We start from the raw sequence: 25,699 nt of genomic DNA on the forward strand, positions 1-25,699 counted from the left end.
CCTACCGCCCCTTCTCGAATCGTTCCACCCAGCGCAGCAGCTTAAGGTCCTGCTTCGCGCCAGCTATAACCGACAACGCGATTGGCGCGCCGTCAACCTCGCCCGCCGGAATCGTTACCTGCGGAAGCCCCGACAGCCCCGCAATGCAAGACAGCTGCATCGTGCGGAACCGTCGTTCTTCAACGGCAGGCCCATGAATGGTCCGGCTTGGCGCCGTACCCGGAATGGTTGGAATGATGAGTAGTCCATCGTCGCCAAGCAGCTCGCGCAGCCGTTTCCGGATTATCTCCCGCAACGCTCCGTCCCTCTCGGCTTCCGCTCCCGTTATCGCGCTTGCCGAAGCAAATCTCGCGCCAATGCTTTCGCCAAACACCGGCTTCTCCTTCACAATCCATTCGCCATGCGTCTGCCAGATTTCCCTACCTTGCGTCGTGCGGAACGCATGGCTCCAGGCTTCCAGACCTTCCGGCGCGACCGATCGCCACTCCTGCGTCATGCCTTCTGTCTGTACAAGCTGTATGCAGACGCTCTCCAGCGCCTTGCGGCAGGAAGGCTCCGCCTTCTCCCACGCTTCCTCGGCAAAGATCAGTCTGCGCAAATCCTGCCGAGGCGTTTCCTCATCGGCAGCCCCGGCTAACAAGACCTCGCCTACTTGGCGCAGCAGAGAGATGTCTCTTGCCATCCAGCCGACGGTATCGTAGCTTGGAGCGAGCGGAATAACTCCGTCTATGGAAACAAAGTCATGCGTCGGCCGGAATCCGTAAATCCCGCAATAAGCGGCGGGCACGCGGACCGAGCCGCCCGTATCCGTGCCAAGCGCAAAGTCGACTGCACCCGCCGCCACCGCTACCGCCGAGCCGCTGGACGAGCCGCCCGGAATCCGGTCCGGCGCCTTCGGATTAACCGGCGTACCGTAATGTTCGTTTTGACCGTTAATGCTGTACATCAATTCATCCGTATGGGTTGTGCCGGTGAGGCGCGCGCCCGATGCCAGCAGCTTGCTGATCGAGGAGGCCGTCTTCTCCCAAGGCGAATGCGTACGCAGCCAATCCGGATTGCCGGCCCCGCTCGTGTACCCTTTTATCGCAAATACATCCTTTACCGCAAATGTCAGGCCGCCAAGCGGCCCTTCTCCAACCGGCGGCAGCTCTAGCTCCGGCTGTACAAACGCTTTGTACGTATCGATCATGGAATAATCCCTCCCTCTCTATCCATCCGTCTACCAGCCGATGGCCGAACCGTCGCAGCGCGGGTCCGCGCCTCCGCTCAGCAGGCCGTCCTTATTTATCGCAATGGCATGAGCATGCCCCATTATCCCATCGAAATCCGGCAGCCTGCGGACAAGATGTCCTGCCTTCTCCAGCTTCTCGGCCGTCTCTTCCGAAATACGTCCTTCCAGCTTCAGCTCCTGCGTAGGCGCTCCCCAGGTGCGTCCCCATACAAAACGCGGCTCGCTGACCGCCTGCTGGGGATTCATGCCAAAATCGATCATGCGCGTCAGCATCAGCGTCTGGGTCTGCGGCTGTCCTTCCCCGCCTTGCGTACCGTACAAGAAGCCCGGCTTGCCGTTCAGGCAAGCCATTGCCGGCATCAGCGTATGGAAGGTCCGCTTGCGCGGCTCCAGCCTGTTAATATGGTTCGGGTCAAGCGAGAAGAACGAACCGCGGTTTTGCAGCAGCACTCCTGTATTACCAGCGACAACACCGGAGCCAAATTCAAAGTATAAGCTTTGGATAAAAGAAACTGCGTTGCCGTCCTCATCCACAACGGCCGCATAAGCGGTATCGCTGCCGACCGGTTGGCTGTTGATGTCTGCGGCAGCATCCTTTTTAATCGAAGCCGCAAGCTCTGCCGCGTATTCCTTGCTGAGCAGCCGGTCAAGCGGAACGGCCGAGAAGGCGGGATCCGTCAAATACCGGTTGCGGTCGCGGAAGCTCTGCTTCAGCGCCTCCGTCAGCACGTGATAATACTCATAAGAACCATGCCCCATGGCGGCCAGGTCAAACTGTTCCAGGATTTGCAAAGCCATTATGCCGGTGAACCCCTGCGAATTCGGCGGCACCTGATAAATATCGTAACCGCGGTAGGAGCCGCGGATGGGCTCCACCCATTCGCCGCCATGCGCGGCGAAATCCTCCTCCGTCAGCAGCCCGCCTTCGGCCTGCAGGAAACGGGCAATCTCTTCAGCCACATCTCCGCGGTAGAAGCCGTCCCTTCCTTTTTCCGCAATGGTGCTTAAGGTTGCCGCAAGCTTCGACTGGACAAACCTTTCTCCAGCCGGAATGGCGCGCCCGCCGGGCATATAGATCTCAGCCGTAGTTGGCTGCTCCCCCAGCATGGCGGCATGCTGCTTGGTATGTTCATATTGATCGGGCGACATCGGGAAGCCTTCCGACGCATACGATATTGCCGGCTCCAGCACTTCCGCAAACGTTAAGCGGCCGTACCGGTTCTGCACCGCATACCAGCCGTCAACCATGCCGGGCACCGTAATGGCGCTGCGCGGTCCTCTTGTCGGAATGGATTCCACATCGGCAAAAGCTTCAATGGTTGCCTCAGCTCCCGACCGGCCGCTTGCATTGTAAGCCCGCACTTCCCCGTCCGAAGCGTGATAAGAGAGGAAAAAGGCATCTCCACCAACGCCCGTCATATGAGGATAAACAACCGCCAGACAAGCGCTGACCGCAACCGCCGCGTCAAACGCATTGCCTCCCCGCTCCAACATGCGCGCGCCTGCCGCCGTTGCCAAGTGATGCGGACTAACAACCATTGCTTTTGTACCCGTAACCGGCTTCTTCATCCCCATGCCACCTCGTAAGTCAGGTTTACTATCCTTATAGATTCAACATAACACGCCCCCATGCCTCCGGCAACGAAAAAGAAAGCCATTCCCACGATTTTTGTTGATGATGAACAAAAAACGCTATATATTTATGCATATAGTAATGAATCTTTCGATTTTACATACCTTTTGCATATACAGAAGCAATAGAAAGGAGATAGACTAAGCATGCAGCACCGCACTTCAAGTCCAATCGAGAACGTACAGATCGACGAAATCGATCGCAAAATCATTTCTGCCCTGCATCAAAACGGCAGAATTTCTTACACCGACCTGGCTAAAGATATCGGCTTATCCCGCGTCGCCGTGCAGGCCCGCATCAATACGTTAATGGAAGAGGGCGTCATCGAGCGGTTCACCGCCGTTATTAATCCGGAGAAAATCGGCATTACGGTCAGCGCTTTTTTTAACGTGGAGGTAGAGCCCAAATATCTTCATGAAGCCGCGGACCGCTTAGCCGACGAACCGGTTGTGACCAGCCTGTATCATATGACCGGCCCAAGCAAGCTGCATATGCACGGACTGTTTACGAGCAATCAGGAAATGGAGACCTTTATGCGGGAGAAGCTGTACCCGCTGCCCGGCATTATGGGCGTTGACTGCCAGGTGCTGATTAACCGATACAAAAGTCGGATGGGAATGAGGCTGTAGCATGCAAACAACAACGTCTTTGGAGCCGGGCAAGAGCCCGCCTCAAACCGGAAGACCTTCCGGCTTAACCGATTACGGCCACATCGTGTGGGCCATGGTCAAAACCGGTGTATTAGGCTATGGCGGCGGACCGTCGGTTATTCCGCTTATCCGCTATGAAGCCGTTACCCGCTATCATTGGATCGACGATGATGAATTCGCCGAAATTTTGGCGCTGGCTAACGCTCTCCCGGGACCGATCGCCACCAAAATGGCCGCCTATCTCGGCTACCGCCGCAAGGGCTGGCTTGGCGCTGTCGTCTCCGTTCTTGCCCACATCCTGCCTTCGGCCATCGCCATGATCGCGTTGCTGTCGGTGGTCCAATATTTGAGCGGTTCGGCCGTCATTCAAGGGATGATCTCCGCCGTTATTCCGGTCATTGCCGTTATGCTTGGCGTTATGGCTTACGAATTCGCGAACCGTGCCGTCAAAGGACTAGGCAAATGGATGGGCTTCGCCATGTTTGCGGTCGCCTTTCTCCTTCTTCAAATTATTAATATTGAGGATGCGATCGTTATCGTCGCCTTTCTTGCGTACGGAGCGGTCCATTTCAAGGCGGCAGGCTGGGTTGCCAAGTGGAAAAGCAAACGGCGCGTACGCTCTGAGGGAGGCGGCGAATAATGGACTGGCTTGACCTTATTATCGGCTTCTTCGTTGCCAACGTCCTTGGGTATGGCGGCGGTCCTGCTTCCATCCCGCTGATGTACAACCAGATCGTTACGCACTACGGCTGGACGAACGATGCCGAATTCTCGAATATTCTTGCGCTGGGCAACGCCTTGCCGGGACCGATCGCGACCAAGATCGCCGCGTTTATCGGCTATGACGTTGCCGGCTGGCCCGGCCTCGTCCTTGCGCTTGCGGCTACGATCATCCCTTCCGCCGTAGCGCTGATTTTCCTGCTTAAGCTGCTGCAGAAGCACCGCCAGTCCCCGATTGTGAAAGGAATGACGCTGCTTGTTCAGCCGGTTGTCGCCATCATGATGGTGCTGCTCACCTGGCAGATGGTCGATACGTCGATCCATTCCACCAACCTGTGGCAGACGCTTGGCATTGCGGCCGTGGCTTACTGGCTGATGGAGCGCAAAAAGATCCATCCCGCCATCGTCATCTGTATCGCCTTTGTTTACGGCGGTACGGTGCTGGCGCATATCTAATCAAACGAAGCAAGCCAATAGAAAAAGCGGCTGTGCCAGGGTTATCCCAGGCGCAGCCGCTTTTTTTACATATCTTTAGAATGCGTATGGACCTCTTGCCCTCTCAGAGGAACATTACGTTCACCATCCTCTTTCATAAACGGCCAGTAATTCGCTTTGCCGAACATCCGCACCATAACCGGAATGAACAGAGGCAGCATCACCAGCGCGTACAGGAACAAGCCGCAAAGCACGATTGTGGCGATCTGAAGGAGCGACATAACCCCCGAAGGAAGCATCGCCGCAAAGGTACCGCCCAGAATAACGGCTGCCGACATAATGACGGTGCCCATGTTTTTCATCGCCGCCAGAATCGCTTCGGTTGGAGACAGCTGATCGCGGTACTCCTTGAAGCGGTCCATCAGGAAGATGCTGTAGTCGATACCCAGCGCCACGAGCATTACGAAGCCAAAGAACGGAACCGCCCAGCTGATGCCGGTATGCCCCAGTATGCGGACGAAGATGACTTCGGTGATTGCCATCGACGTGTAGAACGTCACGAGCAGCGAAGCGATCATATACAGCGGCATGATGACGGAACGGAACAAGATAATGAGAATAATCGCGATGCCGATAATCATGAGCATAACCGTACGGGAATAGTCCGCGTTCGAAATATTGCTCAGATCGTTGTTCATGCTGGAGACGCCGCCAACCGCGTAAGTAACGTGGCCGTCATAAGGAGTTCCCTGCACGCCGCGTCCTACGGCCGCTTCCAGATCATCAATCCGCGACATCGTTTCCTCTTCGTACGGGTTGCCGCTGAAGACGACGTCAAACTTCGCCGATTTGCGGTCTTCGGACAAATAAACGTTCAGCGCTTGTTGGAAGTCGTCATTCTTAATTGCTTCATCCGGAATGAACCAGCCGGTCATCTGCTTGTTCGGCGAGGAAGACAGCTCATTCAAATACCCTTTCGCCGAAGACAGTCCGTCCGTCACTTGCGTCAAGCCGTCGACGCTTTGATCCAGTCCATCCGTCAGTTGACCAAGCTGGCTGTTCAGCTCCGTAAAGCCGGATTGCAGCTCCTTCTGCCCATTCGACAGCTGATCCAGACCTTGCGTAACGCCAGGCAGCTTCGAGACGATCCGGCCTTGGCCGTTCGCCGCCTGCTCAATGCCTTTTTGCAGATCGGAAATGCCGTTTGCCAGCTTGGCGAGTCCCGCCGCAAGCGCCGCTTGCCCGTCAGCGGCTTGCTTGTAGCCGGCATTTGCTTTGTCCAGCCCGCCGCTCACGCCGGTAAGCTGGGCATTAAGCTGGGACATCTGCCCGCTTAGACCGGAAGCTTGCTGCCCAAGCTGCTTCACCGAGCTTAACGCTTGCTGGTAAGCCGCATCTTCCGCCAGCTCCGGGTGGGTTGCGCTAAGTCCCGAAATGCCTTGCTCCAGACTCGACAATCCGTCCGCAAGCTTCGCCTGCTCGGATGCAACCGACTGATAAGCCTGCGTAAGCTGCGTTAATCCGCCGCCCGCCTGCTGGTAGCCCTTCAGCAGATCCCGGCTTGCAGCCGCTAGCTGATCGGCGCTTGCCCGGGCCTGCTTCAGCCCGGCCGTTAATTCCTTGGCTCCCGCCGAACCGTCCTGCAGACCGCGTTCAATCTGCTTTAGCCCGGTACCCAGCTGGTCGATGCCGCTCTTCAGCGCATTGGTGCCATCCACCAGCTTGCCGGCGCCGGCCGCCGCATCGTTCAGCTTTGGCCCGTTTTTGCTCAGCTCGGAGCTGGCGTCGGAGAGCCCGGAGCCGATTTTGCCAAGCCCGTCATTGCTTTGCCCAAGTCCGTCCTCCAGCGTACCGACCTGGTCCGACACGAGGAAATCGTCCATTGCATCGCCGGTCGGGCGCGTTGCGCTGCGGACCGCTTTTACGCCGTCAACCTTGCCAAGCTCGCGGCTGATCTGCTCAAGCGCCGCAAGTCCGTCAGAGGTATCCAGCGGTTTATCGGATTTCATGACAACCGTCGTTGGCAGCGATTCGCCTGGACCAAAGCTGTCCGCAATGATGTTAAAGGCCTTGACCGAATCATATTTATCGCCAATTTCGTCGAGCGAGTTAAATGACAAGGAGCCTTTGTATGCGGTAAGGAAAGGCACAACCAGCACCGCCAAAATAACGAGCGCCCAGATCGGGCGTTTCAGCGAGAAGCTGCCAACCGCTCCCCACAAGCCGCTCGGCTTATGCTCCAGCGAGCCTTTCGAAGGCCAGAAGAGCTTAGGCCCAAGCGTCGCCATGAAGAACGGCACGATCGTAAACAAAGCCAGCAGCAGCACGGCGATCCCGACGGCTACCGCCACCGCGGAGCGGTATAGAATAAAGGTCGAGAAGCCAATGGAGGCAAAGCCGACCAGTACGGCCAAGCCGGAGAAAAGCACCGTTCTGCCTGCTGTTTTGTAAGTAGCGACAATCGATTCCGGAATATGGCCGCCGCGGTGCGACAGCTCTTCCTTAAACCGGCTGATCAACAAAATGCAGTAGTCGGTCCCGATCCCGAACAATACGGCAACGAGGAAAATCTGCGTAAAGTTGGAGAGCGGGAAGTCCATGTATTTGACGAGAAAAGCAACGATGGACTGCGTCACCATGTAAGTAAAACCAACCGTCAGAAGCGGCACAATCGGCGCCACCGCCGAACGGAATACCACGAACAGAATGATAAGAATAAAGCCGACGGTAATAAATTCGGTTTTCTTCAGCCCTTCCTGCGAGCTTGTGACAACGTCCTCCGAAATAAGCCAGTTGCCCGTGTAATAGTGCTCAATCTTGACGTCTTTAAGCGCGTCGTACAAATGATCGCGAACCTCGGCAAGTTCCGCTCCGTCCAGATTCACGTTGACGAGCGCCAGCACGGTGGAGCCGTCTTCCGCCACCATTTGCTTAGCCAGCTCCGGCGTATCGAAATGCGTGGTCAGCGAAGTGATGCGCAGCTCGTCTTTTTCCTCCTTCAGCTTGTTGATGCCGCCTTGTATGCTGGCCAGATCATCATCCGATAATCCGCCGTCCTTATGGAAAACGAGTACCGTAGAGGCACCGCCGCCACCGGCGTCCTTCGTGCCGATTGCCTTCTCCATGTCAGCAGCGATTGTGGAGGAATAGCCGTCGGGCACATTCACCTGCCCTTTCTCGCGGACAAGGTCCTGCATATTGGGTGCGCTTAGCATAAGCCCAACCATTACCGCGATCCAGACAACAAGCAGAATCCATCTTGCTTTGATTACCGTCTTCATTTTTTCTCTAGCTCCTCTCCATCTCCCAGCGGCTGTGACATAACCATGGCCAGCTTCTCATAAGTCTCAATAAACGCAAGTGCTTCCTGCTGGTCAAAATGCTGCAAATACTTCGCGATCAGCTCCTGAATCTTGCGTTCCACCGCATCGGCCATCCGTATGCCTTCGTCGGTCAGCCGAAGCAGCGTGACGCGGCGGTCCTTCTCGTCCGGCATTCTTTCCAGCAGCTGTTTATCGAATAAGCGCGTAATGATGGCGGTAATCGAGCTTTTGCCTACGCAAAAGGCATCCGCAAGCTCGGTAGACGTACACACCCCCATAGTGCGCAAATAACGCAGCGTCGAGGATTGATCAAAAGTCAGATCCTCCGGCATCAAATCGCGGAACATGGCCGTCAGCCTGCGTTCAACGGTAAAATGCGCCCCTTCGTATCGGCGGATGATCTGCCCCAGCATTTCGTTGTCTATAACCATAGGTGTATTCCTCTCGTCTTAATTATTTAGTTTCATTGTTGAACTATTCGATAGTTGAACTATATCAAAAGGATTAGTCTTCGGTCAACCAAAATACAGCCATTAATTTGAAAATTTTATGAAAAAGCTGGAGCGATTGCTTGTCCCCATCGGCCGGACTTATAATATTGGTGAAACTTACTAATGTTACGTAGGAGGCTGGAATGATGTACGATATCATCGTTATTGGCGCCGGTCCTGCCGGTGCAAGCGCAGCAATCTTTACGGCAAAAGCGGGCAAACAAACGTTATTGCTCGAGAACAACAAAGGCATGACCAAACGGGCATGGTTCGAGAATTATTACGGCATTACCGAGATCGGCGGCCCCGATCTAGTGGATACAGGCAAGAAGCAAGCCGTCCGGCTTGGCGCAGAGTTAAAAGAAGAGACCGTTACGGGCGTATCGCCAATCGAAGGCGGCTTGTCCGTTGTAACGGACCAGGGAACGTACGAGGCGAAGCATGTGCTGCTGGCAACCGGCGCTTTGGTTGATCTGGCGCAGCATATTGGCGTAGCGACAAAACCGGGCACGGAGCCGCGCATCAAAACCGTGGCGGATGTGGATCCGGCGGGCCGCACCAATATCCCTGGGGTATGGGCAGCAGGTACGGTTGCAGGCGTCAGCGTTCATGCGGTTATCACTGCAGGCGACGGCGCCAAAGTGGCAATCAACATCATCAGCGAGCTGAACGGCGAGCGCTACGTCGACCACGACGTATTGAAAGCCTGAATAAGCGAAAAAAAGGACGGAGCAGCTTCTGCTCCGTCCTTTCTTGTGCGATTATCGCTTGCCGCAGTTGATCGCCTTCCCTCTATTAGATGCCTTAAACGCGGCTTATTTCCCGTATTCGGCCACTTCTAGCCAGTCTTTAACCGCTAGACGCATATACGAAACAATTGCTATTCATTATATTGACGTAACGACCGCTACTCGTCATAATAGGCTTATCGATTAAGTGTGATCACATATCACATATCTAAGGTGGAGAACCCTAATGAAAGAAACCATTGAAGTATCTTCCGTGAACTATGAAGTGTACGACCGTTTAAGGCAGCGCATCGCGCTTGGCGTCATTCCTCCAGGAAAAAAAATCTCGATCCGCACATTGGCCGATTCCTTCGGCGTAAGCACCATGCCCGTACGGGAAGCGCTGCGTAAATTGCAGGCGGAAGGTTTTGTTACGTTCGAACGACGCAGCGTGACCGTTAACGAGCTGTCCGTAGAGGAGGTTCAGCGGGTATTTACGATCCGGCTGCGATTGGAGCTGCTCGCTGCAGAGTGGTCCCTCTCGCGCGCCACACCTGACGATATCGGCGTTCTGGAGGACATATTGGACACGATGGCTAATCCGAAGATCGACGTGAAGGAATGGCGTACGCTGAACAAACTGTTCCATATGCGGTTTTATCAATGCTCGGAATCCTCGCATTTGCTCGAGCTGATCAGGAACGTGTGGGATAAGGTAGAGCCTTACATGACCATTTACTCGTCCTCGGTCGAGGACTTCCAGGAAGCGCAGGTCCAGCACGGCGAGATTTTGGATCTTATCCGCAATCGCAATCTGCCGGTATTGTTGGAGAAAATTTCGGAACATTTGAATTATACCTGCGAGGTCGTAACCAAGGCTCTTGCAAATAAACCGTAAATGACGTTAAGGGGGTGGTTGAGCATGACATAAAAGCGGTGCTTTACGGAAGCAAAATAAAAGTAGTTATTAAACGGAGGTGTAGAGGGAATGACGCAATCAACGGTCGACCAGGAGCTCTTTGAAAGCGAGTATGAACATTCGGCGGTACCCCTGAATAAACGGAAGTCGCTGTTGTCCGTCACGTCGATCTGGGTAGGCTTTCCGATGATCATTACGGGAGCGGTAACCGGAGCGACGCTCGTTCACGGGTTAGGATTTAAACGCGGCATCCTCGCCATGCTGCTTGGCAACGTGCTGTTATTCGCTTACGTAGGCTTGCTGAGCATGCTTGGCGCAAAGGACGGCAACAACTTTTCGCTGCAAGCCTCAAGGACGTTCGGTCGCAAAGGATACATGGTTTCATCCGCGCTTCTGTCCACGCTTGTCATTGGCTGGTTCGCCGTACAGACGGGATTAACCGGCGTCAGCATGAGCGGCGCCTTCGACGTCAGTACGGTGCTCATCGTAGTGCTCGCCGGCATTTTCTATGTGGCGCTTACGCTGCTTGGCATTAAGGCTTTGTCCATCATTGGCATGATATCGGCACCGCTTTTCCTCATTCTCGGCATTTATTCCGTCTCGGAGGCCGCTAAGAACGGGCATGCGGTCGCAAGCTATGCCGGCAACGCGGAATCTCCGATTGCATTCTGGGTAGCCGTTACGCTGGTATTCGCCTTGTTCGCGGATTCCGGGACCATGACGGCGGATTTTACCCGATGGGCGAAAAACCGCAAGCACGCGGCCATCGCAACCTTCGCGGCGTTCCCGGTTGCGAACCTGATCGCGATGGTGATTGGGGGGATCATTGCGGCTGCTACGCTTACCGGTTCCGGCGACGTATTTGGGGTCATCGTCGGCAAGGGCGGCGCCGTGACGTGGATCGCGGTTATTTTCTTATTCGTTAATCTCGGTTCGGTCTGTTCCCACTGCCTCTATAACGGTGCCGTGGGCTGGTCGCATATCACGGGTACCAAGATGCGCACGATGACGATCATCCTCGGCATTATCGGGATTGTCGCAGCCGCGCTTGGCATCTGGAACTATTTCGTGGATTGGTTGAATCTCCTCGGCGTTATCGTGCCGCCGATCGGCACCATTATCCTGATGGATCAGCTGGTTACGCGACGTACGTCGACTGCCATCGACACCGACATTCGTTACCAGCCTTTCCTTGCCTGGGGTATCGGCTCCGCAGCCGCGTTGATCGTCAATTATCAATTCCCAAGTCAGTCTACCGCCATTACCGGGATGCTCGTATCGGCCGCTGCTTATTGGCTTATTTCCAAAAAGTCGTCCGTCGTCGCATCGCCATCGGTTACCGCGAGAAGATAAGGGGCGTAAGCGGCACGAGGCGCGTCTGCCAACGCGTCTCCTGCCAAGGAGATTCATTATTGTCATTGTAGCATACGAGTATCGTACTTACACCATTATCGGAGTTGATCATATGAGCGCTTTTACGTTTAAGGAAGCAACGGTTTCTTCGTTCCATGACGCCTTGAAGACCAATACGGTTACCGGCTCCCAATTAGTGGAGTGGTACCTGGATCGAATCGAAGCATACAACAAGCAAGGACCAAGCATTCAAGCCATCGTCACCGTGAATCCGCGGGCGGTTGAGGAAGCGAAGCAGCTTGACGCGTATTTCGCGGAGACCGGAATGATGAAGGGACCGCTGCACGGCGTGCCCGTGCTGGTGAAGGATCAAGCCGAGACGGCGGGCATCGTAACAACGTTTGGCTCCAAGGCTTTCGAAGCCTATGTGCCGGAGCATGACGCAACAATTATCAAGCAGCTTCGGGAAGCCGGCGCGGTCATTCTGGCAAAGACCAGCATGTGCGATTTCGCGGCAGGCTGGTTCTCCTTCTCCTCGGTGACGGACCACACGAAAAATCCGTACGATTTCGACCGCGAGTCCGGCGGTTCCAGCGCCGGAACAAGCGCCGGCATTGCGTCCAATTTCGGATTAATCGGCGTAGGCGAGGATACGGGAGGCTCCATTCGGCTGCCCTCCTCCTTCAATAACTTATTCGGCCTTCGCCCTACGACGGGATTGATCAGCCGGAACGGGTTTTCCCCGCTTGTCCATTTCCAGGATACGCCGGGTCCCATTACCCGTACGGTCAAGGATGCGGCGAAGCTGATGGACGTGCTGGTCGACTTCGACGAGAACGACGCGTTTACCTCAGCGGTTGCCTACACGTCAGATAAAGGCCGATACGAAGCCGCGCTTGAAGGAGCGTCCATGCAGCAATATCGGGTCGGGGTACTCTCGGACGCGTTTGGGCCCGATAGCGATCCGGACTGCGCGCCGGTAAACGAGCAGGTCAGAGCCGCCGTTTCCTGGTTGAAAGCCAGCGGCGTCGAGGTTATCGAAGGCTTAACCATTCCCGGAATGGAGGAGTGGATCGCCGACACCTCGCTGTACACTACGCAGTCGAAGAAGGATATCAACGCCTTCCTGTCCAAGCGTCCCCATGCACCGGTGAAGAGCTTCAAGGAAATCTATGATGCGGAGCTTTTCCATCCGATGAACGATTTATTCCACGACATTAACGGCGGTCCGGAAGAGCCGGAGGGCGACGGATCCTATTACCGCAAACGGATTCGGCAGGAAGAGTTCCGCCGCGCGATCGTCCATCTGATGATGGAGCAAGGCGTGGATTTCCTGATCTACCCGACCGTTCGCGTACTGCCTCCGACACGCGAAGAGCTGTATGCCCAAAAATGGACCTGCCTGACGTTTCCGACGAATACGGTCATTGCCTCGCAGTCCGGACTTCCGTCAATGTCCGTTCCGGCAGGCTTCGCCGCCCATCTTCCCGTAGGCTTCGAGTTGGTCGGCAAGCCGTTCGCGGAGAGCGATCTTCTTCGTTTCGCTTACGCCTACGAGCAGCAGGCATCCCCAAGACGGGAACCGGTATTGTGAGACCAGTCGATTTAAACTGCGATATGGGCGAGAGCTTCGGCATCTACAAATACGGGGCCGACCAAGAAATGATGCCGCTTATTAGCTCGGCCAATATCGCCTGCGGCTTCCACGCCGGCGACGCCAGCATCATGCGCGAGACCGTAGCCCTCGCCAAAGCCTGCGGCGTTCGCGTCGGGGCTCATATCGGACTGCCCGACAAGAGCGGTTTCGGACGCAGATACATGGAAATGTCGCCGAAGGAAGTCTATGACATATCGCTTTATCAACTTGGCGCGCTTGAAGCGTTCCTCCGAGCGGAGGACATGGAGATGGCACACGTGAAGCTGCACGGCGCGCTCTATATGATGGCAGCGGAGGACAAAAAGCTTTCCGATGCCTTCGTTCAGGCGGTTCACGCCTTTCAGCCTTCCCTTCAAGTGTACACTCTGCCGGGCAGTCAAACGGCGGCTAGCGCGGCAAGGACGGGACTGCGCGTCGTAAACGAATATTTTGCGGACCGTCCTTATCCGTCAGGCAAAGTTAAGATGTTCGGCTGGACGCTCGGCGAGATAGGATCGCCCGCGGCTATCTCGGCACGCGTAGCCGCAATGCTGGAAAATCCAGCCTACGCTGATATTGGCACGGTCTGCGTGCACAGCGACACACCAGGTGCTCCGGCCATAATGGGCGCGATTCGGGACCAAGTCACGTAGCATGCATAAATAAAGGGACAGCCCCGTTACGACGGGGCTGTCCCTTTATCTCTTCTACACGTGGCGATTCTATTAAGCCATGGTCGAGCTTGAAGCCGCCGGCGCTGCCTGTTTGCCGGCTTCGCCTTGCAGCTTGCCGCCGTGACCGCCGCCGAAGTGGGCGCCGCCCCCAAAACCGCCGCGTACGCCTTTAGGCGCTTCCCACTCGCCGTTTACTTGCTTCGTCACCTCATCCGTGACCGCTTTCAGCTTTGCATCGTACTCCTCCTGCGTAAGCTTGCCGCTCGCGAACGCCTCCTCAAGCTTGGCCTTCACGGCGTTTACCCCTAGGTCGATCACGCTTTGCACGCTTACGCCTTGCTTGTCCGCAATAGCGGCAAGTGTCTGACCGTCTTTCAGTGCCGTTTTAAGCTCCGCCGACGTTAATCCGAGCAGCTTGGCGAGCGCTTCCTTATCGCCAAATGCGCTAGCGCCGCCATGCCCATGCCCTTTGCCCGCAAAGCCTTTCCCGGCTGCCGCAAACCCTTTCGAATCCAGCAGCTTATCGGCAATAGCCGAGCTATCCGGCTTTTTGACCGCATCTCCTGCTGCCGCCGTATCATCCTTCTTCGGCGCGGCCGCTGCCGCAGCGTCGATCCATTCCACCAGCTTCGCTTTCAAATCCTCGCGGCTAATGCCTTGCGCCGCTCCAACCTCAGCCAAGGTAGACGTCTCAAGCTTAGTCTTAAGCTCTTCCGCTGACAGCTTCAAATAATCCGCCAGCTTGCTCTCCAGACCCGCCAGCTGGGCAAATCCGCTGCGCTTGCCGGCAAATTTTCCGTGCTTATCCTGCTGCACTCCGGACGACGATGCCTGATCCGATGCCACAGAAGAGGAAGCCGATGCAGACGAGTCGGAGCCGGCCGCGTACGCCAATCCTCCTCCAAGCGCCAGGGTAAGGGCCATCAGGCTTGCCGCAATCGCTTTGCTTCTACGCATAACATTCCGCCTTTCCATCCAGGATTTACAATTACGCTTCCATTGTATCTCTCTTCTATGAACAGATTTTGAACATCGCTATTAATTAGCAGATTGCCAAAGATTAGAATTGTCTCAGAACTAAACTCCGGGTCCCCATTCGCCGAAAAAAAGAGTAAGTACCGATGCCAAATACTTTTCTAACATGGCCTCGCGAACTTACCTAATATATGGCTGTTATAGTTGATTATAAGATGAAGACATCTTTGCTCAGGCAGCCGATCAACTACATAAAGAACGAGGGATAATGAATGTTCAAGAAGAGAAAAACCAGTTTAGCGCTCGTCCTTTCCGTTGTGCTCGCCCTTCTGTTTCTGGCCACTATCGGGGCAATGGTATCGATGACGACAAACAATCAGAAAGATGCCTATTTCGATGAAATGTCCCGTACGGTCAACACCCTTGGCAATATTACCAGCGCCAAAATCGACCTGATTACCTCTGCGCAGGAGCAGCTGAATAAAGGAAAAACGCAGGGCTCCACGGAATTTTACAATCTATCGCTATTTTTGGAAGCCATGAACTCCAACGACCAAGTCTCCAACGTCTATGTTCTGCAACCGGATAAGCTTGAAAAAGACGGCAAAACTTATCTCACCACGCTGCAGGGTACCGGAGCTCTTACGCAGGCTGGACTTACGCCGGGCACTCCCTACGAGCTGTCACCGGCATTTGCGAAGGGCTACGATAAAGCGATGAAAGACGGCTTTGCCCGAGTAGCTACCTACAAAGACGAAATGGGAACTTGGGTCAGCTATCTGATGGCCATCAAAGACAACTCCAATAAAACGGTTGCGATATTTGGAGCCGATTTCGACTATGACAACGTGCAAGCGGAGCTCGACCGCAGAATGTGGCAGGTCCTTAACGTCGGGATTACTTGCGATGCGATCGCCATTATCCTCATCGTATTGATCGTGCGATATGCCATAAGGCCTTTGAAGCGTCTCAGCCAAGTAGCCGCCCTTGCCGCAAAAGGCGATCTGACCGTCACGGTACCGGTCACTACGGGCAACGAGATCGGCCAGGCTTCCCATGCCTTTAATGAAATGATCGCGAGCCTTCGTCAGCTGGCCAGCCATATTCGGTCTACCGCGGGCGAGGTTGCAGGCTCATCCTCCATCATGCAGGAAAGCGCCGAGCAGACCTCGCGTGCTACCGAAGAAGTCGCTCACGCCATTCAAGAGGTTGCCGCCGGAGCGGATACGCAGCTGCAAAGCTTCCAGGAATGCCAGCGCGCGATGAACGAGATGACCGTTGGCATCCAGCGGATTGCGGAATCCTCCGCTTCCGTATCCGAGCTGGCTACCGACGCTTCCGAGCTTGCCAATGCCGGCGATACGGTTATTAACCGGACAGTCAACCAAATGCAGGTGATTGAGCAAAATGTCGGCGAAACGGTAACCGTCATGCAGGAGCTGCAGCAAATGAACAGCCAGATCGGTTCCATTCTCGAGATGATTGGCGAAGTATCGAAGCAGACGAACCTGCTCGCTCTTAACGCATCGATTGAAGCAGCCCGGGCAGGCGAGCATGGCAAAGGCTTTGCCGTTGTTGCCCAGGAGATCCGCAAGCTGGCCGAACGCTCGAAGGAGTCATCGGATCAAATCAGCGAAATCCTGAGCGGCATCAGCAGCCGGACAAGCGAAGCCGTTGTCTCGATGGAAAAAGCGGCCGAAGGCGCCCGCGAAGGCAGCTCCGTCTCCCATCAGGCAGGCGAATCGTTCCGTTCCATCCATGAGGCTATCCGCCAGGTATCCGCGCAAATTCAGGAAGTGTCCGCGGCCTCCGAGCAAATGTCGGCAGGCAGCGAGGAGATCGCGGCTTCGCTTGACCAGCTGGAGCATATAGCCGAAGCATCCTCCATCCAGTCCCAGCGCGTAGCCGCGGCTTCCGAGGAGCAGCTCGCTTCCATGCAGGAGGTGGCAAGCTCGTCCGCGCAGCTTCGCAACCTCGCATCCGAACTGAACAAAGCGATCGATACGTTCAAGACGGAATAAAAGCCAAAACCAAAAGCCAAGCAAAAAGCACCTCCAGCAAGCCAACCGGCTGCATGGAGGTGCTTTTTTCATAACCGGAATCGGGGAGAACCCTTCCCCTATCCCGTCTTCGATTAAGATGCGGTAACAGCCGAGCCTTGCTGCAGCTGGTACATCGCGAAATATTTGCCGCGGTGGTCCATCAGCTCATCGTGGTTGCCGCGTTCGACGATGCGGCCGCGGTCCAGCACCAGAATCTGATTCGCCTGGCGGATGGTTGATAGACGGTGGGCAATAACAAACGTCGTACGGCCTTTTTTCAGCACATCCAGCGCTTCTTGAATGATGGCCTCTGTCTCTGTATCGATGCTTGCGGTTGCTTCGTCTAGAATCAGAATCGCGGGATCGTAAGCGAGCGCCCGCGCGAACGAAATCAGCTGGCGTTGGCCGGCGGACAGCGTACTGCCCTTCTCGATCACTTCCGCATCGATGCCGCCCGGAAGCTGCGCGAACATGTCGTAGGCGCCAACGTCGCGGAGCGCCTGCTCCACCCGCTCCCGGCTGATCGCCGGATTGTTCAAGCTGATGTTCGAGGCAATGGTGCCGGTGAACAGGAACGGATCCTGCAGAACGATGCCCATATGCTGGCGCAGATGCTGCTTCGGAATATCCAGCACATCCTTGCCGTCGATAATGATGCTGCCCTCATTGGAATCGTAGAACCGGAACAGCAGGTTCATAATCGAGCTTTTGCCGGAGCCCGTATGGCCAACGAGTGCCACCGTATCGCCTTGACGGGCGGTGAAGGAGATGTTTTTCAATACATACTCATCCTTCTTGTAGGCAAACGAAACGTTATCGAATTTCACTTCGCCCTTGTAACGCTCCATCATGCCCGGTTCAACCTCAACGCCCGGCTGATCCATCAGGGTAAACACCCGCTCCGCGGATACCCTTGCCGTCTCCAGATTGGACAGCTGGTTTACTACACCAACGATTGGCTGGAACATCCGGTTCATCAGATCGACGAACGCGTACAGTACGCCTACCCCGATGGCAGCACCAAACCAGTCGCCCCAGAAGAACCAGATCACGATAAGGAAGATGATGTTGCGGACGACGTTGACCAGGTTATGCGACGTAATCGAGTTCAAGCTCAGCAGCTTGTTCTGATACGTAAAATAATGCTCGTTCAGCTCGTCGAATTCTTTAAAGGTCTCTTTCTGACGGCGGAACGCCTGGATAATCGCCATCCCTTGGATGGACTCGTTGATCATCGCGTTAATCTCGCTCAGCTTCGTCCGGATAATCCGGTTGTAACGGGCCGCAAAGCGGCGGTACAGATTAATCCAGACGAGCAGGATCGGCACAAGCGGCAGCGCAAACAGCGCAAGTCTTGGATCCAGCAGGAACAACGCTCCGTAGATCGCCGTCATGTACACGATCGCGGAGAAGAAATTCGCGAGCACCGCGACATACAGCTCACGGATCGCCTCCGTATCATTCGTAATCCGGGAGACGACCTGGCCTGCGGCCAGCGTATCGAAGTAATTCACCGGAAGCCGCTGCGTATGGGCGAATACGTCATTGCGCATGCGCCGGACAATCCGGTTCGCGGACGTCTGCAGCAGGAGCCGCTGTCCGTAAGTGAATACCGCGCCGAGCACAAGAAGTCCGACATAGAGTCCGGCAAGCTTCATCAGGCTTGGAATTTCCGGCTTGTAGAACTGATACAGCTCCTTAGCCGAAATCAGGGCAACCGGGAATGCGGCATTCTCTCCGGTTGTTTTGTCAGTGACGGTCATCTGGCCGTCCGTTACCTTGCGCACGCCTTCCACAGCGGGAAGGGTGCCTTCATACCAGTAAAATTTTCTGCCGGCCTGAAGCAGATGCACCTCGGCGCCTCTGGCCTCGCCGGCCGCGAAGTGGTCTTCGCGCTTATACCATTTATCTTTATAAGAAACTGCGTACGGCTCATTCGCCGCAACCTCGTACCAGCTCTTCTCGATGCCGAGAATATTCTGATCGATCATCCGCTTTGCGATAAACGGCCCCGCCAGCTCCGCGCATACGGCCAGCAGGAGCAGAACTAACGCTCCAATGATCGGTTTTTTATAAAGCATGGCGTATTGAAACAATCGTTTACCTGTTTGACCCATTGTTCGTAAACGCCTCTCTTTCCTATGATTCAATCAGCGACTCCAGCTGCTGCCGCTCGTACTGCTCTCTGTACCAGCCATCCTGCTTCACAAGATGATCATGGGTACCCTGCTGAACAATACGTCCTTCATCCAACACGATAATGTGGTCGGCATGCTGCACCGCGGACAGCCGGTGAGTCGTAATGAGTGTCGTTTTGCCGGCGCGTTCCGTCCGAATGCCTTCGATAATCTCGGCCTCGGTCCGTCCGTCTACCGCGGACAACGCGTCGTCCAGCATCAAGATTTCCGGATCGGCGATAAGCGCGCGGGCGATGCTGACCCGCTGCTTCTGACCGCCGGAGAGCGCAACGCCCTTCTCGCCGACCATGGTTTCCAGCCCGTCAGGCAGGAATTGAATATCCTTGGCGAAGGAGGCCCTTGCAAGCGCGCGCTGCATATCCTCTTCCGTCGTTTCGCCTTTCTTGCCGAACATAATATTCTCGCGAATCGTCTTCGAGAACAGGATTGGCTGCTGCGGCACGTAGCCGATCCAGCCAAGGAGCCGTTCCATCGGCAGCTTCTCAAGCCGCTGCCCGGTAATCTTGATCTCGCCGGCGCCAACCGGATATTCGCGCAGCAGCTGCTTGAGCAGCGTTGTTTTGCCGCTGCCCGTACGGCCGACGATACCTAGCGTCTGCCCTTGGCGCAGACTGATGTTTACATCGCTCAAATTGTCTACCACCGACGACGGATAACGGAACGTTACATCGTCAAAAGCTATCGTTGCCGGGGTGGTCACATCAATGGTGTTCTCCGCATCCTGCACATCCGGCTTGTAGCCAAGCGTTTCTTCTACCCGGTCAAGCGAAGCGTTGCCCCGCTGCATAATGTTGATCAGCTCGCCGATCGCAAACATCGGCCAGATCAGCATCCCGAGATAGACGTTGAAGGAGACCAGCTCGCCGAGCGTAATCTCACTGTGGAATACGAGGTAACCGCCATAACATAAGCCGATCAGATAACTGAGGCCGACCAGAATTTTGATCGTTGGCTCGAAAAGCGCATCGATCTTGGCCACCTCGATATTTTTCTGAAAGACCTCGTCGGTTTTCTTGCGGAATTGATCCTGGCTTGCTTCCTCCTGCACGAAGGCTCGGATAACCCGTACCCCCGATACCGATTCCAGCACCTGGTCATTTAATTCACCGAAAGCGTCCTGCGACTGCATAAAGCGCTCATGGATTTTACCTCCGAAATGCTTCATCGCAAGCGCGATGAACGGCAGCGGCAGAAGCGCCGCCAGCGTCAGCTTAACGCTGATCATCGCCGCCATAATGCCGAGAATCGTCAGCATGAAGAAAGTGGAGTCAATCAGCGTCAGAATGCCAAATCCGGCCGTTGTGGCAACCGCATTCAGGTCATTCGTGGAACGGGCCATCAGGTCGCCCGTCCGGTTCCGTTCATAAAAGGTTGGCGACATCTTGAGGAAATGACGCATCAGTCTCGAGCGGAGCAGCCGCTCCAGTACGAAGGCACCGCCAAACAGCTTATAGTGCCACACGTAAGTGATCGCGTAGCCGACCACCGTTACGGCGACCCAGCCCGCCACGACCTGCATAAAGCCCGTAGCGTCCAGCCTGCCCTGATGAATCCCGTCAATCGTATGGCCGATCAGCCAAGGCGGAATGACGTCGAGAAAGCCCGTGATGATGAGCAGCACGCAGGCTAGCGTATATCTTTTCCAATTCATTGCGAAAAACCATCGAAGCTTCTTAAGTACGATAAACATAGTTTCCGTTAGACACCTCCCGTTTCCATCCAAGCATCTTCCCCCACAAAACCACAAAAAAAGGAAGCGCACCGTAAGATAACGATACGCTTCCTTTGGCAGCAATTGGGCGCAAGTTGGCCCGCTGCATCAAAAAAGGCGCACGGTTACGGTTACGTAACCATGCGCCTTTGATTCTAATGGGATACCCTAAAGATCAAAGAGATTCGACGCGCGGATGGATTACGCTCATAAATTTAGTATGCATTTGGTTAAATTGTTGATGAACGCCTACAATTGGATTCATGCCGTAATCCTCCTTTCGATTTGTTTAAGATATTTGTCACTTTACCATCCGAAGAAATAACTGTCAATCCGTTTTTTTGTAAAACCCCGCCTATTTTGGAGGATGATCACATAACCCAGGCTTCCGCCTGCCGCTCCGCCAGCAGAAGCTGCTCGCGAACCCTGACCACTTCGCCCACAATGATCAGCGCCGGGTTCACCACTTTAAAAGACACCGCCAGCTTATGAATGTCGGCAAGCGTTCCCGTAATTACCCGCTGCTTGCTTGTTGTGCCGCGCTCGATAATCGCAACCGGCGTAGCTGCTGCCTTGCCGTGCTTCAATAGCTCCTCCCGGATGACGGCGAGCTGGCTGACGCCCATGTAGATCGCCAGCGTATCCACGCTATGCGCAAGCAAATCCCAGCGCACCGGCTCCTGGTCGCCGTGGCAGCGATTGCCGGTCACGCAGGCGAAGGACGCCGCCTTTCCGCGATGCGTCAGCGGAATCGCCGCCGAGGCCGCCGCGCCTATGGCCGACGTGACGCCCGGCACGATCTCCCATTCGATGCCGTGCTCCGCCAGCTCCAGCGCTTCCTCCCCGCCGCGCCCAAAGACGAAGGGGTCGCCCCCTTTCAGGCGGACGACCGTCTTCCCTTGCTTGGCGTATGCGACAAGCGCTGCGTTAATCTCCTCCTGCGGCATCGCATGTGCATTAGGCGCTTTGCCGCAGTATACGAGCTCCGCATCCGCGCGGGCGTAAGCGAGAAGCTCTTCATTCACGAGCCGGTCGTACAGGATTACGTCCGCCAGCCCGATTCGCCGCATCGCCTTCACCGTGATCAGCTCCGGATCGCCAGGGCCCGCTCCAACAATGTATACCTTACCCGCTGCCGCCGCCCGCATTACAGGCCGCTTTTCTCGGCAGCAAGCGCCGGCTTGGCAGGAAGACCCGGCTTTGCAGAAGAGGAGGAGGAAGAGCTTTCGGAGTCCTTTGCCTTCTTGTTATGCGACCAGTAGAACATAAAGCCGGTAAACAAAGCGCCGCCAACAAAGTTGCCGAGCAGCACCGGAATTTGGTTCCACAGCCACCAGTCCGCTACCGATACGTCCGCGCCAAGCATCATGCCGGCAGGGATGACGAACATATTAACGACCGCATGCTCGAAGCCTTGCTCGAAGAACATGAGAATCGGCAGCCACATCGCAACGATTTTGCCCAAAGTCGATTTGGAGGTCATCGCCATGACGACGCCCAGCGTTACCATCCAGTTGCACAAAATCGCCTTAATGAACACGAGAACGAGCCCGTCGAAGCCCATTTTTTGATAACCCAACGTCTTGGTCTCGCTGACTTGAATGAGCATTTGGGCAAGCGGATTCGTCATATCCGTCCCCATCTTCGTAACCGCCATGCCGTATAAAGCCGCGTATACCGCGCAGCCGATCAGGTGGCCGATAATGACAAGCCCGTAGTTGGCCAGCATCCGGGAGAGGGAGGTTTTCCGTTTGAAGACCGATAGAGGAATAAGCGCAAAGCTGCCGGTCACAAGCTCAAGCCCCAGAAGAACGATGATGACAAAGCCGATCGGGAAAATAATTGCTCCGGTTAGAGCCAGTGAAGTTTGCGTTGTGGCCGTATAGGCGAGCGTTGTTGCGAATGCCAGAATGCCTCCCCCCAAAAACCCCCTCATCAGCATTTGCGAGGCGCTCATTTCCGCCTTTGCCGTCCCTGCCTCTACCATCGATTCCAGTACTTCAGCCGGTTTCACGTAGTCCATGTTCCATTCCTCCTGAAATAACCCGCGTGCGGGCTATCGTGATGATGATTCATACTTCGCAAGCGTCGGGCTTGTTGTCTCTATTCCGCTTTACAAGGTGATATAGATCTCGCCGCTGCCCGGGTCTATCTCCGTCTCGAACGTCTTGATGCAGCCGTCATCCGGCTCATGCACGCGTCCGCTCTTCAGGTCAATTCTCCAATCATGCAGCGGGCAGTGTACGGCCTTGCCGCACACCATTCCTTCCGAAAGCCTGCCGCCCTTATGCGGGCATTTGTTCTCGACTGCCTTCACGCTGCCGTCTGCCAAGCGGAAAATAGCAACGTCCGTGTTGTCGATCTGCACCGTTCGAGAGCCCAATACGTCGATATCCGTCAATTTCGCCACAAGCACCTTTGTCACCATTTAGTAGCTCCCCCTATCCTTGCGCCGGCTGCGGAGCGGATAATTGCTCGAAGTTTTTGCGCAGCTCTTTGTTCTCTATAATTTCTTTCCAAGGGTCCGTTGTATAGCTGAGCGTCTTCTCCAGACGCTCCACCAAGGCCAGGCGGTCTTCCCGCTTCTCGAGCGCTTTCTTGACATGGTCCAGGCCAACGCGTTCAATCCATTGCGCTGTACGTTCGTTCCAAGTCGCATTCTCGCGGTAATATTGCAGGTAAGCCGAGGACCATTCCATTACTTCATCCTCCGTCTTCACGGTACAGAGCAGCTCGGTCGCACGGACATGGATACCGCCGTTGCCGCCTACGTGAAGCTCCCAAGCACCGTCGATTGCAACAATGCCAAGATCCTTAATCGTTGCTTCCGCGCAGTTACGCGGACAGCCGGATACGGCTAGCTTTACTTTCGCCGGAGCCGTCATTCGCTCGTAGGCTTTCTCCATCCGGATCCCCATGGCGATCGAGTCCTGCGTACCGAAACGGCAGAAGGTGTTGCCGACGCAGGTTTTTACCGTGCGGAGCGTCTTGCCGTAAGCATGGCCGGAAGGCATATCAAGCTCCTCCCAAATCTTCGGCAGATCTTCTTTCTTCACGCCCAGCAGGTCAAGCCGCTGCCCGCCGGTGAACTTCACCATCGGAACCTCGTACTTCTCGGCGACGGTAGCGATTTTGATCAGATCGGACGGCGTGGTTACGCCGCCGTATACGCGAGGCACAACTGAATAGGTGCCGTCCTTCTGAATGTTCGCGTGGTAGCGCTCGTTCGTGAAGCGCGATTCCTTCTGATCCTCGTATTCTCCCGGCCATAGCATGCCAAGGTAGTAGTTCAGCGACGGACGGCATTTCGTGCAGCCCCCTTCGTTCTTCCATCCCAGCACGTTCATGACTTCCTTAACCGTCATGAGGCGCATTTCCTTGATAGCCGCAACGATCTCGTCACGGGAATGCTCCGTACAGCCGCAGATGCCTTCCTTCACCGGCACGCCCGCCGCATCGCCGGCGTACAGCTTCAGCAAGCCCTCCACTTGAGGCTTGCAGCCTCCGCAGGAAGCGGAAGCTTTCGTGCAGCCTTTGAGACTGGCCATCGTATTGCAGCCTTTATTTTGAACGGCATCGGCAATGGCGCCCTTCGATACGCCGTTGCAGCCGCAGACGATTTCATCGTCTGGCATCGCAGCCAGCCGGTCCGCCGCGGAGGAAGTACCCCCGCCTGCAGGCGAGAAGCCAAGCAGCAGCTCCTTCTCCTTGCCTTCGATCGATTCGCCCTTCTTCATAATCGAGAACAGCTCGGCACCGTCGGTTGTATCGCCAAACAGTACGGCTCCTACAAGCTTGCCGTTCTTGATTACGATCTTCTTGTACGTACCCGCTACGTCGTCCTGAATGCGCAGGGCTCTCGTGCCCGGCCCTTCGTTGAATTGGCCAGCCGAGAATACGTCAACGCCGGATACCTTCAGCTTGGTTGAAGTAACGGAGCCCTGGTAGCCTTCCGTCTCTACGCCGGCCAGCAGCTTTGCCAGAACGGCGCCTTGCTCATACAGCGGAGCAACAAGGCCGTAAGCGATTCCCCGGTGCTCGGCGCATTCGCCAACCGCGTACACATCCGGAATATTCGTCCGCATGAAGTCGTCAACGATAATCCCGCGGCCGACTTCGATACCGGAAGCTTTCGCTAATTCAACGTTCGGTCGGATCCCCACCGCCATTACGATAAGATCCGCTTCCACCTCGCTGCCGTCCGCGAATTGCAAAGCCTTCACCCGGCGTCTGCCCGTAATGGAGGCCGATTGCTTGCTGAGCAGGAATTTCATCCCTTGCGCTTCGAGCTCGCGCTGCAGCATCCGTGCCGCCGGCTCATCCAGCTCGCGGTTCATCAGAATGCCGTTGATATGGACAACGTGTACGTCCATCCCCAGATTCAGCAGCCCCCGCGCCGCCTCAAGCCCAAGCAGGCCACCACCGATGACGGCTGCTTTTTTGTATTTTTGGGAAGTCTCCTGCATAATCTCGGTATCGCGAATATCCCGGAAGCCGATTACGCCCTCTTTGTTCGCGCCAGGCAAAGGCAGCATGAACGGATTCGAGCCCGTTGCCATAAACAGCACGTCATAGTCCGCTTCTACCCCTTGCTGGGAGTACACTTTTTTCCGTTTCGTATCAATCTTCGTGACCGTATGCCCGGCATGCAGCTGAATATGATTTTCCGCGTACCAATCCCAGTCGTTAATGATGATATCCTTCATGTCCGTTCCGCCCGCAAGCACCGAGGATAACATAATCCGGTTGTAGTTCGGGTACGGCTCCGCGCCAAAAATCGTAATGCTATATGCTTCCGGAGCGAGCTTGATCAGATGCTCGATTGCCCGTACCCCCGCCATTCCGTTGCCAACCAGCACCAATTTCTTCCGATCCGCCATTGTCATTCTCCTCTCCACTCTCTCTATTGCCTTTATGAAAATAAAAAAAGCCTGCTTCGGATTCCGCGAGGACGCACTAGTGCATTCCCGCAAAAGACGA

Annotated in this window: 20 protein-coding genes; 9 read left to right on the top strand and 11 right to left on the bottom strand. The window is 55.5% G+C overall.

Annotation, left to right across the window (positions count from 1 at the left end):
* Position 1 precedes the first annotated feature (1 nt).
* A complete protein-coding gene (locus ACR9FF_RS28715) occupies positions 2–1,189 on the bottom strand; it encodes an amidase (protein ID WP_435167340.1) in 1,188 nt (395 codons plus the stop codon).
* Positions 1,190–1,219: 30 nt separating this feature from the next.
* Positions 1,220–2,800, bottom strand: a complete 1,581-nt coding sequence (gene ggt, locus ACR9FF_RS28720) for a gamma-glutamyltransferase (RefSeq protein WP_435167343.1) — start codon at positions 2,798–2,800, stop codon at positions 1,220–1,222.
* 210 nt (positions 2,801–3,010) lie between these two features.
* On the opposite strand from ggt, the gene ACR9FF_RS28725 reads away from it, so the two are divergent.
* The 3 genes from ACR9FF_RS28725 to ACR9FF_RS28735 all read left to right on the top strand — a co-directional run bounded on the left by ACR9FF_RS28725 (position 3,011) and on the right by ACR9FF_RS28735 (position 4,690).
* Positions 3,011–3,493, top strand: a complete 483-nt coding sequence (locus tag ACR9FF_RS28725) for an Lrp/AsnC family transcriptional regulator (protein WP_127496138.1) — start codon at positions 3,011–3,013, stop codon at positions 3,491–3,493.
* 94 nt (positions 3,494–3,587) lie between these two features.
* Positions 3,588–4,154: a chromate transporter gene (locus ACR9FF_RS28730; RefSeq protein WP_435172238.1), complete on the top strand. Its 567-nt coding sequence runs from the start codon at positions 3,588–3,590 to the stop codon at positions 4,152–4,154.
* Positions 4,154–4,690, top strand: a complete 537-nt coding sequence (locus tag ACR9FF_RS28735; protein WP_127496139.1) for a chromate transporter — start codon at positions 4,154–4,156, stop codon at positions 4,688–4,690. The genes ACR9FF_RS28730 and ACR9FF_RS28735 overlap by 1 nt, the downstream gene beginning before the upstream one ends.
* A 65-nt stretch (positions 4,691–4,755) precedes the next feature.
* Here the strand turns inward: ACR9FF_RS28735 and ACR9FF_RS28740 are convergent, their stop codons facing one another.
* Together ACR9FF_RS28740 and ACR9FF_RS28745 are read right to left on the bottom strand one after the other, a co-directional pair.
* The gene (locus tag ACR9FF_RS28740; protein ID WP_435167347.1) at positions 4,756–7,950 is read right to left on the bottom strand and encodes an efflux RND transporter permease subunit; all 3,195 of its coding nucleotides are present in this window, start codon (positions 7,948–7,950) and stop codon (positions 4,756–4,758) included.
* On the bottom strand, positions 7,947–8,423 hold the full coding sequence (locus tag ACR9FF_RS28745; protein WP_174806578.1) for a MarR family winged helix-turn-helix transcriptional regulator: 477 nt from the start codon (positions 8,421–8,423) through the stop codon (positions 7,947–7,949). Before ACR9FF_RS28745 ends, ACR9FF_RS28740 begins: the two co-directional genes overlap by 4 nt.
* A 206-nt stretch (positions 8,424–8,629) precedes the next feature.
* On the opposite strand from ACR9FF_RS28745, the gene ACR9FF_RS28750 reads away from it, so the two are divergent.
* The 5 genes from ACR9FF_RS28750 (at position 8,630) to ACR9FF_RS28770 (ending at position 13,772) form a co-directional block, all read left to right on the top strand.
* Complete coding sequence (locus ACR9FF_RS28750; protein WP_201002565.1) at positions 8,630–9,193, top strand: FAD-dependent oxidoreductase; 564 nt, start codon at positions 8,630–8,632, stop codon at positions 9,191–9,193.
* A gap of 265 nt (positions 9,194–9,458) precedes the next feature.
* Entirely contained in the window at positions 9,459–10,109 is a 651-nt protein-coding gene (locus ACR9FF_RS28755; RefSeq protein ID WP_201002567.1) for a GntR family transcriptional regulator, read from the top strand.
* Positions 10,110–10,199: 90 nt separating this feature from the next.
* On the top strand, positions 10,200–11,483 hold the full coding sequence (locus ACR9FF_RS28760) for a cytosine permease (RefSeq protein ID WP_435167352.1): 1,284 nt from the start codon (positions 10,200–10,202) through the stop codon (positions 11,481–11,483).
* A gap of 112 nt (positions 11,484–11,595) precedes the next feature.
* Entirely contained in the window at positions 11,596–13,077 is a 1,482-nt protein-coding gene (locus ACR9FF_RS28765; RefSeq protein ID WP_435167355.1) for an amidase, read from the top strand.
* Positions 13,074–13,772 carry a 5-oxoprolinase subunit PxpA gene (locus ACR9FF_RS28770; protein ID WP_435167358.1) on the top strand — a complete coding sequence of 233 codons (699 nt, stop codon included), beginning with the start codon at positions 13,074–13,076 and terminating at the stop codon, positions 13,770–13,772. Before ACR9FF_RS28765 ends, ACR9FF_RS28770 begins: the two co-directional genes overlap by 4 nt.
* Positions 13,773–13,844: 72 nt before the next feature.
* Here ACR9FF_RS28770 and ACR9FF_RS28775 read toward each other — a convergent pair whose 3' ends face one another.
* The gene (locus ACR9FF_RS28775; protein ID WP_435167361.1) at positions 13,845–14,750 is read right to left on the bottom strand and encodes a hypothetical protein; all 906 of its coding nucleotides are present in this window, start codon (positions 14,748–14,750) and stop codon (positions 13,845–13,847) included.
* Positions 14,751–15,040: 290 nt separating this feature from the next.
* On the opposite strand from ACR9FF_RS28775, the gene ACR9FF_RS28780 reads away from it, so the two are divergent.
* Positions 15,041–16,789, top strand: a complete 1,749-nt coding sequence (locus ACR9FF_RS28780) for a methyl-accepting chemotaxis protein (RefSeq protein ID WP_435167364.1) — start codon at positions 15,041–15,043, stop codon at positions 16,787–16,789.
* Positions 16,790–16,902: 113 nt separating this feature from the next.
* On the opposite strand, the gene ACR9FF_RS28785 is transcribed toward ACR9FF_RS28780, so the two are convergent.
* The 6 genes from ACR9FF_RS28785 to nirB form a co-directional block, all read right to left on the bottom strand.
* On the bottom strand, positions 16,903–18,927 hold the full coding sequence (locus ACR9FF_RS28785; protein WP_201002579.1) for an ABC transporter ATP-binding protein: 2,025 nt from the start codon (positions 18,925–18,927) through the stop codon (positions 16,903–16,905).
* Between the two features lie 22 nt (positions 18,928–18,949).
* Positions 18,950–20,698 carry an ABC transporter ATP-binding protein gene (locus ACR9FF_RS28790; RefSeq protein WP_201002581.1) on the bottom strand — a complete coding sequence of 583 codons (1,749 nt, stop codon included), beginning with the start codon at positions 20,696–20,698 and terminating at the stop codon, positions 18,950–18,952.
* A 392-nt stretch (positions 20,699–21,090) separates the two neighbouring features.
* Positions 21,091–21,867 (bottom strand): uroporphyrinogen-III C-methyltransferase, encoded by a 777-nt coding sequence (cobA, locus tag ACR9FF_RS28795; RefSeq protein ID WP_201002583.1) that lies wholly within the window; start codon positions 21,865–21,867, stop codon positions 21,091–21,093.
* Positions 21,867–22,742: a formate/nitrite transporter family protein gene (locus ACR9FF_RS28800; protein ID WP_435167369.1), complete on the bottom strand. Its 876-nt coding sequence runs from the start codon at positions 22,740–22,742 to the stop codon at positions 21,867–21,869. Before ACR9FF_RS28800 ends, cobA begins: the two co-directional genes overlap by 1 nt.
* 90 nt (positions 22,743–22,832) lie before the next feature.
* On the bottom strand, positions 22,833–23,147 hold the full coding sequence (nirD, locus tag ACR9FF_RS28805) for a nitrite reductase small subunit NirD (RefSeq protein WP_435167372.1): 315 nt from the start codon (positions 23,145–23,147) through the stop codon (positions 22,833–22,835).
* A 13-nt stretch (positions 23,148–23,160) separates the two neighbouring features.
* A complete protein-coding gene (gene nirB / locus ACR9FF_RS28810) occupies positions 23,161–25,599 on the bottom strand; it encodes a nitrite reductase large subunit NirB (protein ID WP_435167375.1) in 2,439 nt (812 codons plus the stop codon).
* Positions 25,600–25,699: the final 100 nt, after the last annotated feature.

Source organism: Paenibacillus glycanilyticus (assembly GCF_051200795.1).
GTDB classification, from domain to species: domain Bacteria; phylum Bacillota; class Bacilli; order Paenibacillales; family Paenibacillaceae; genus Pristimantibacillus; species Pristimantibacillus glycanilyticus.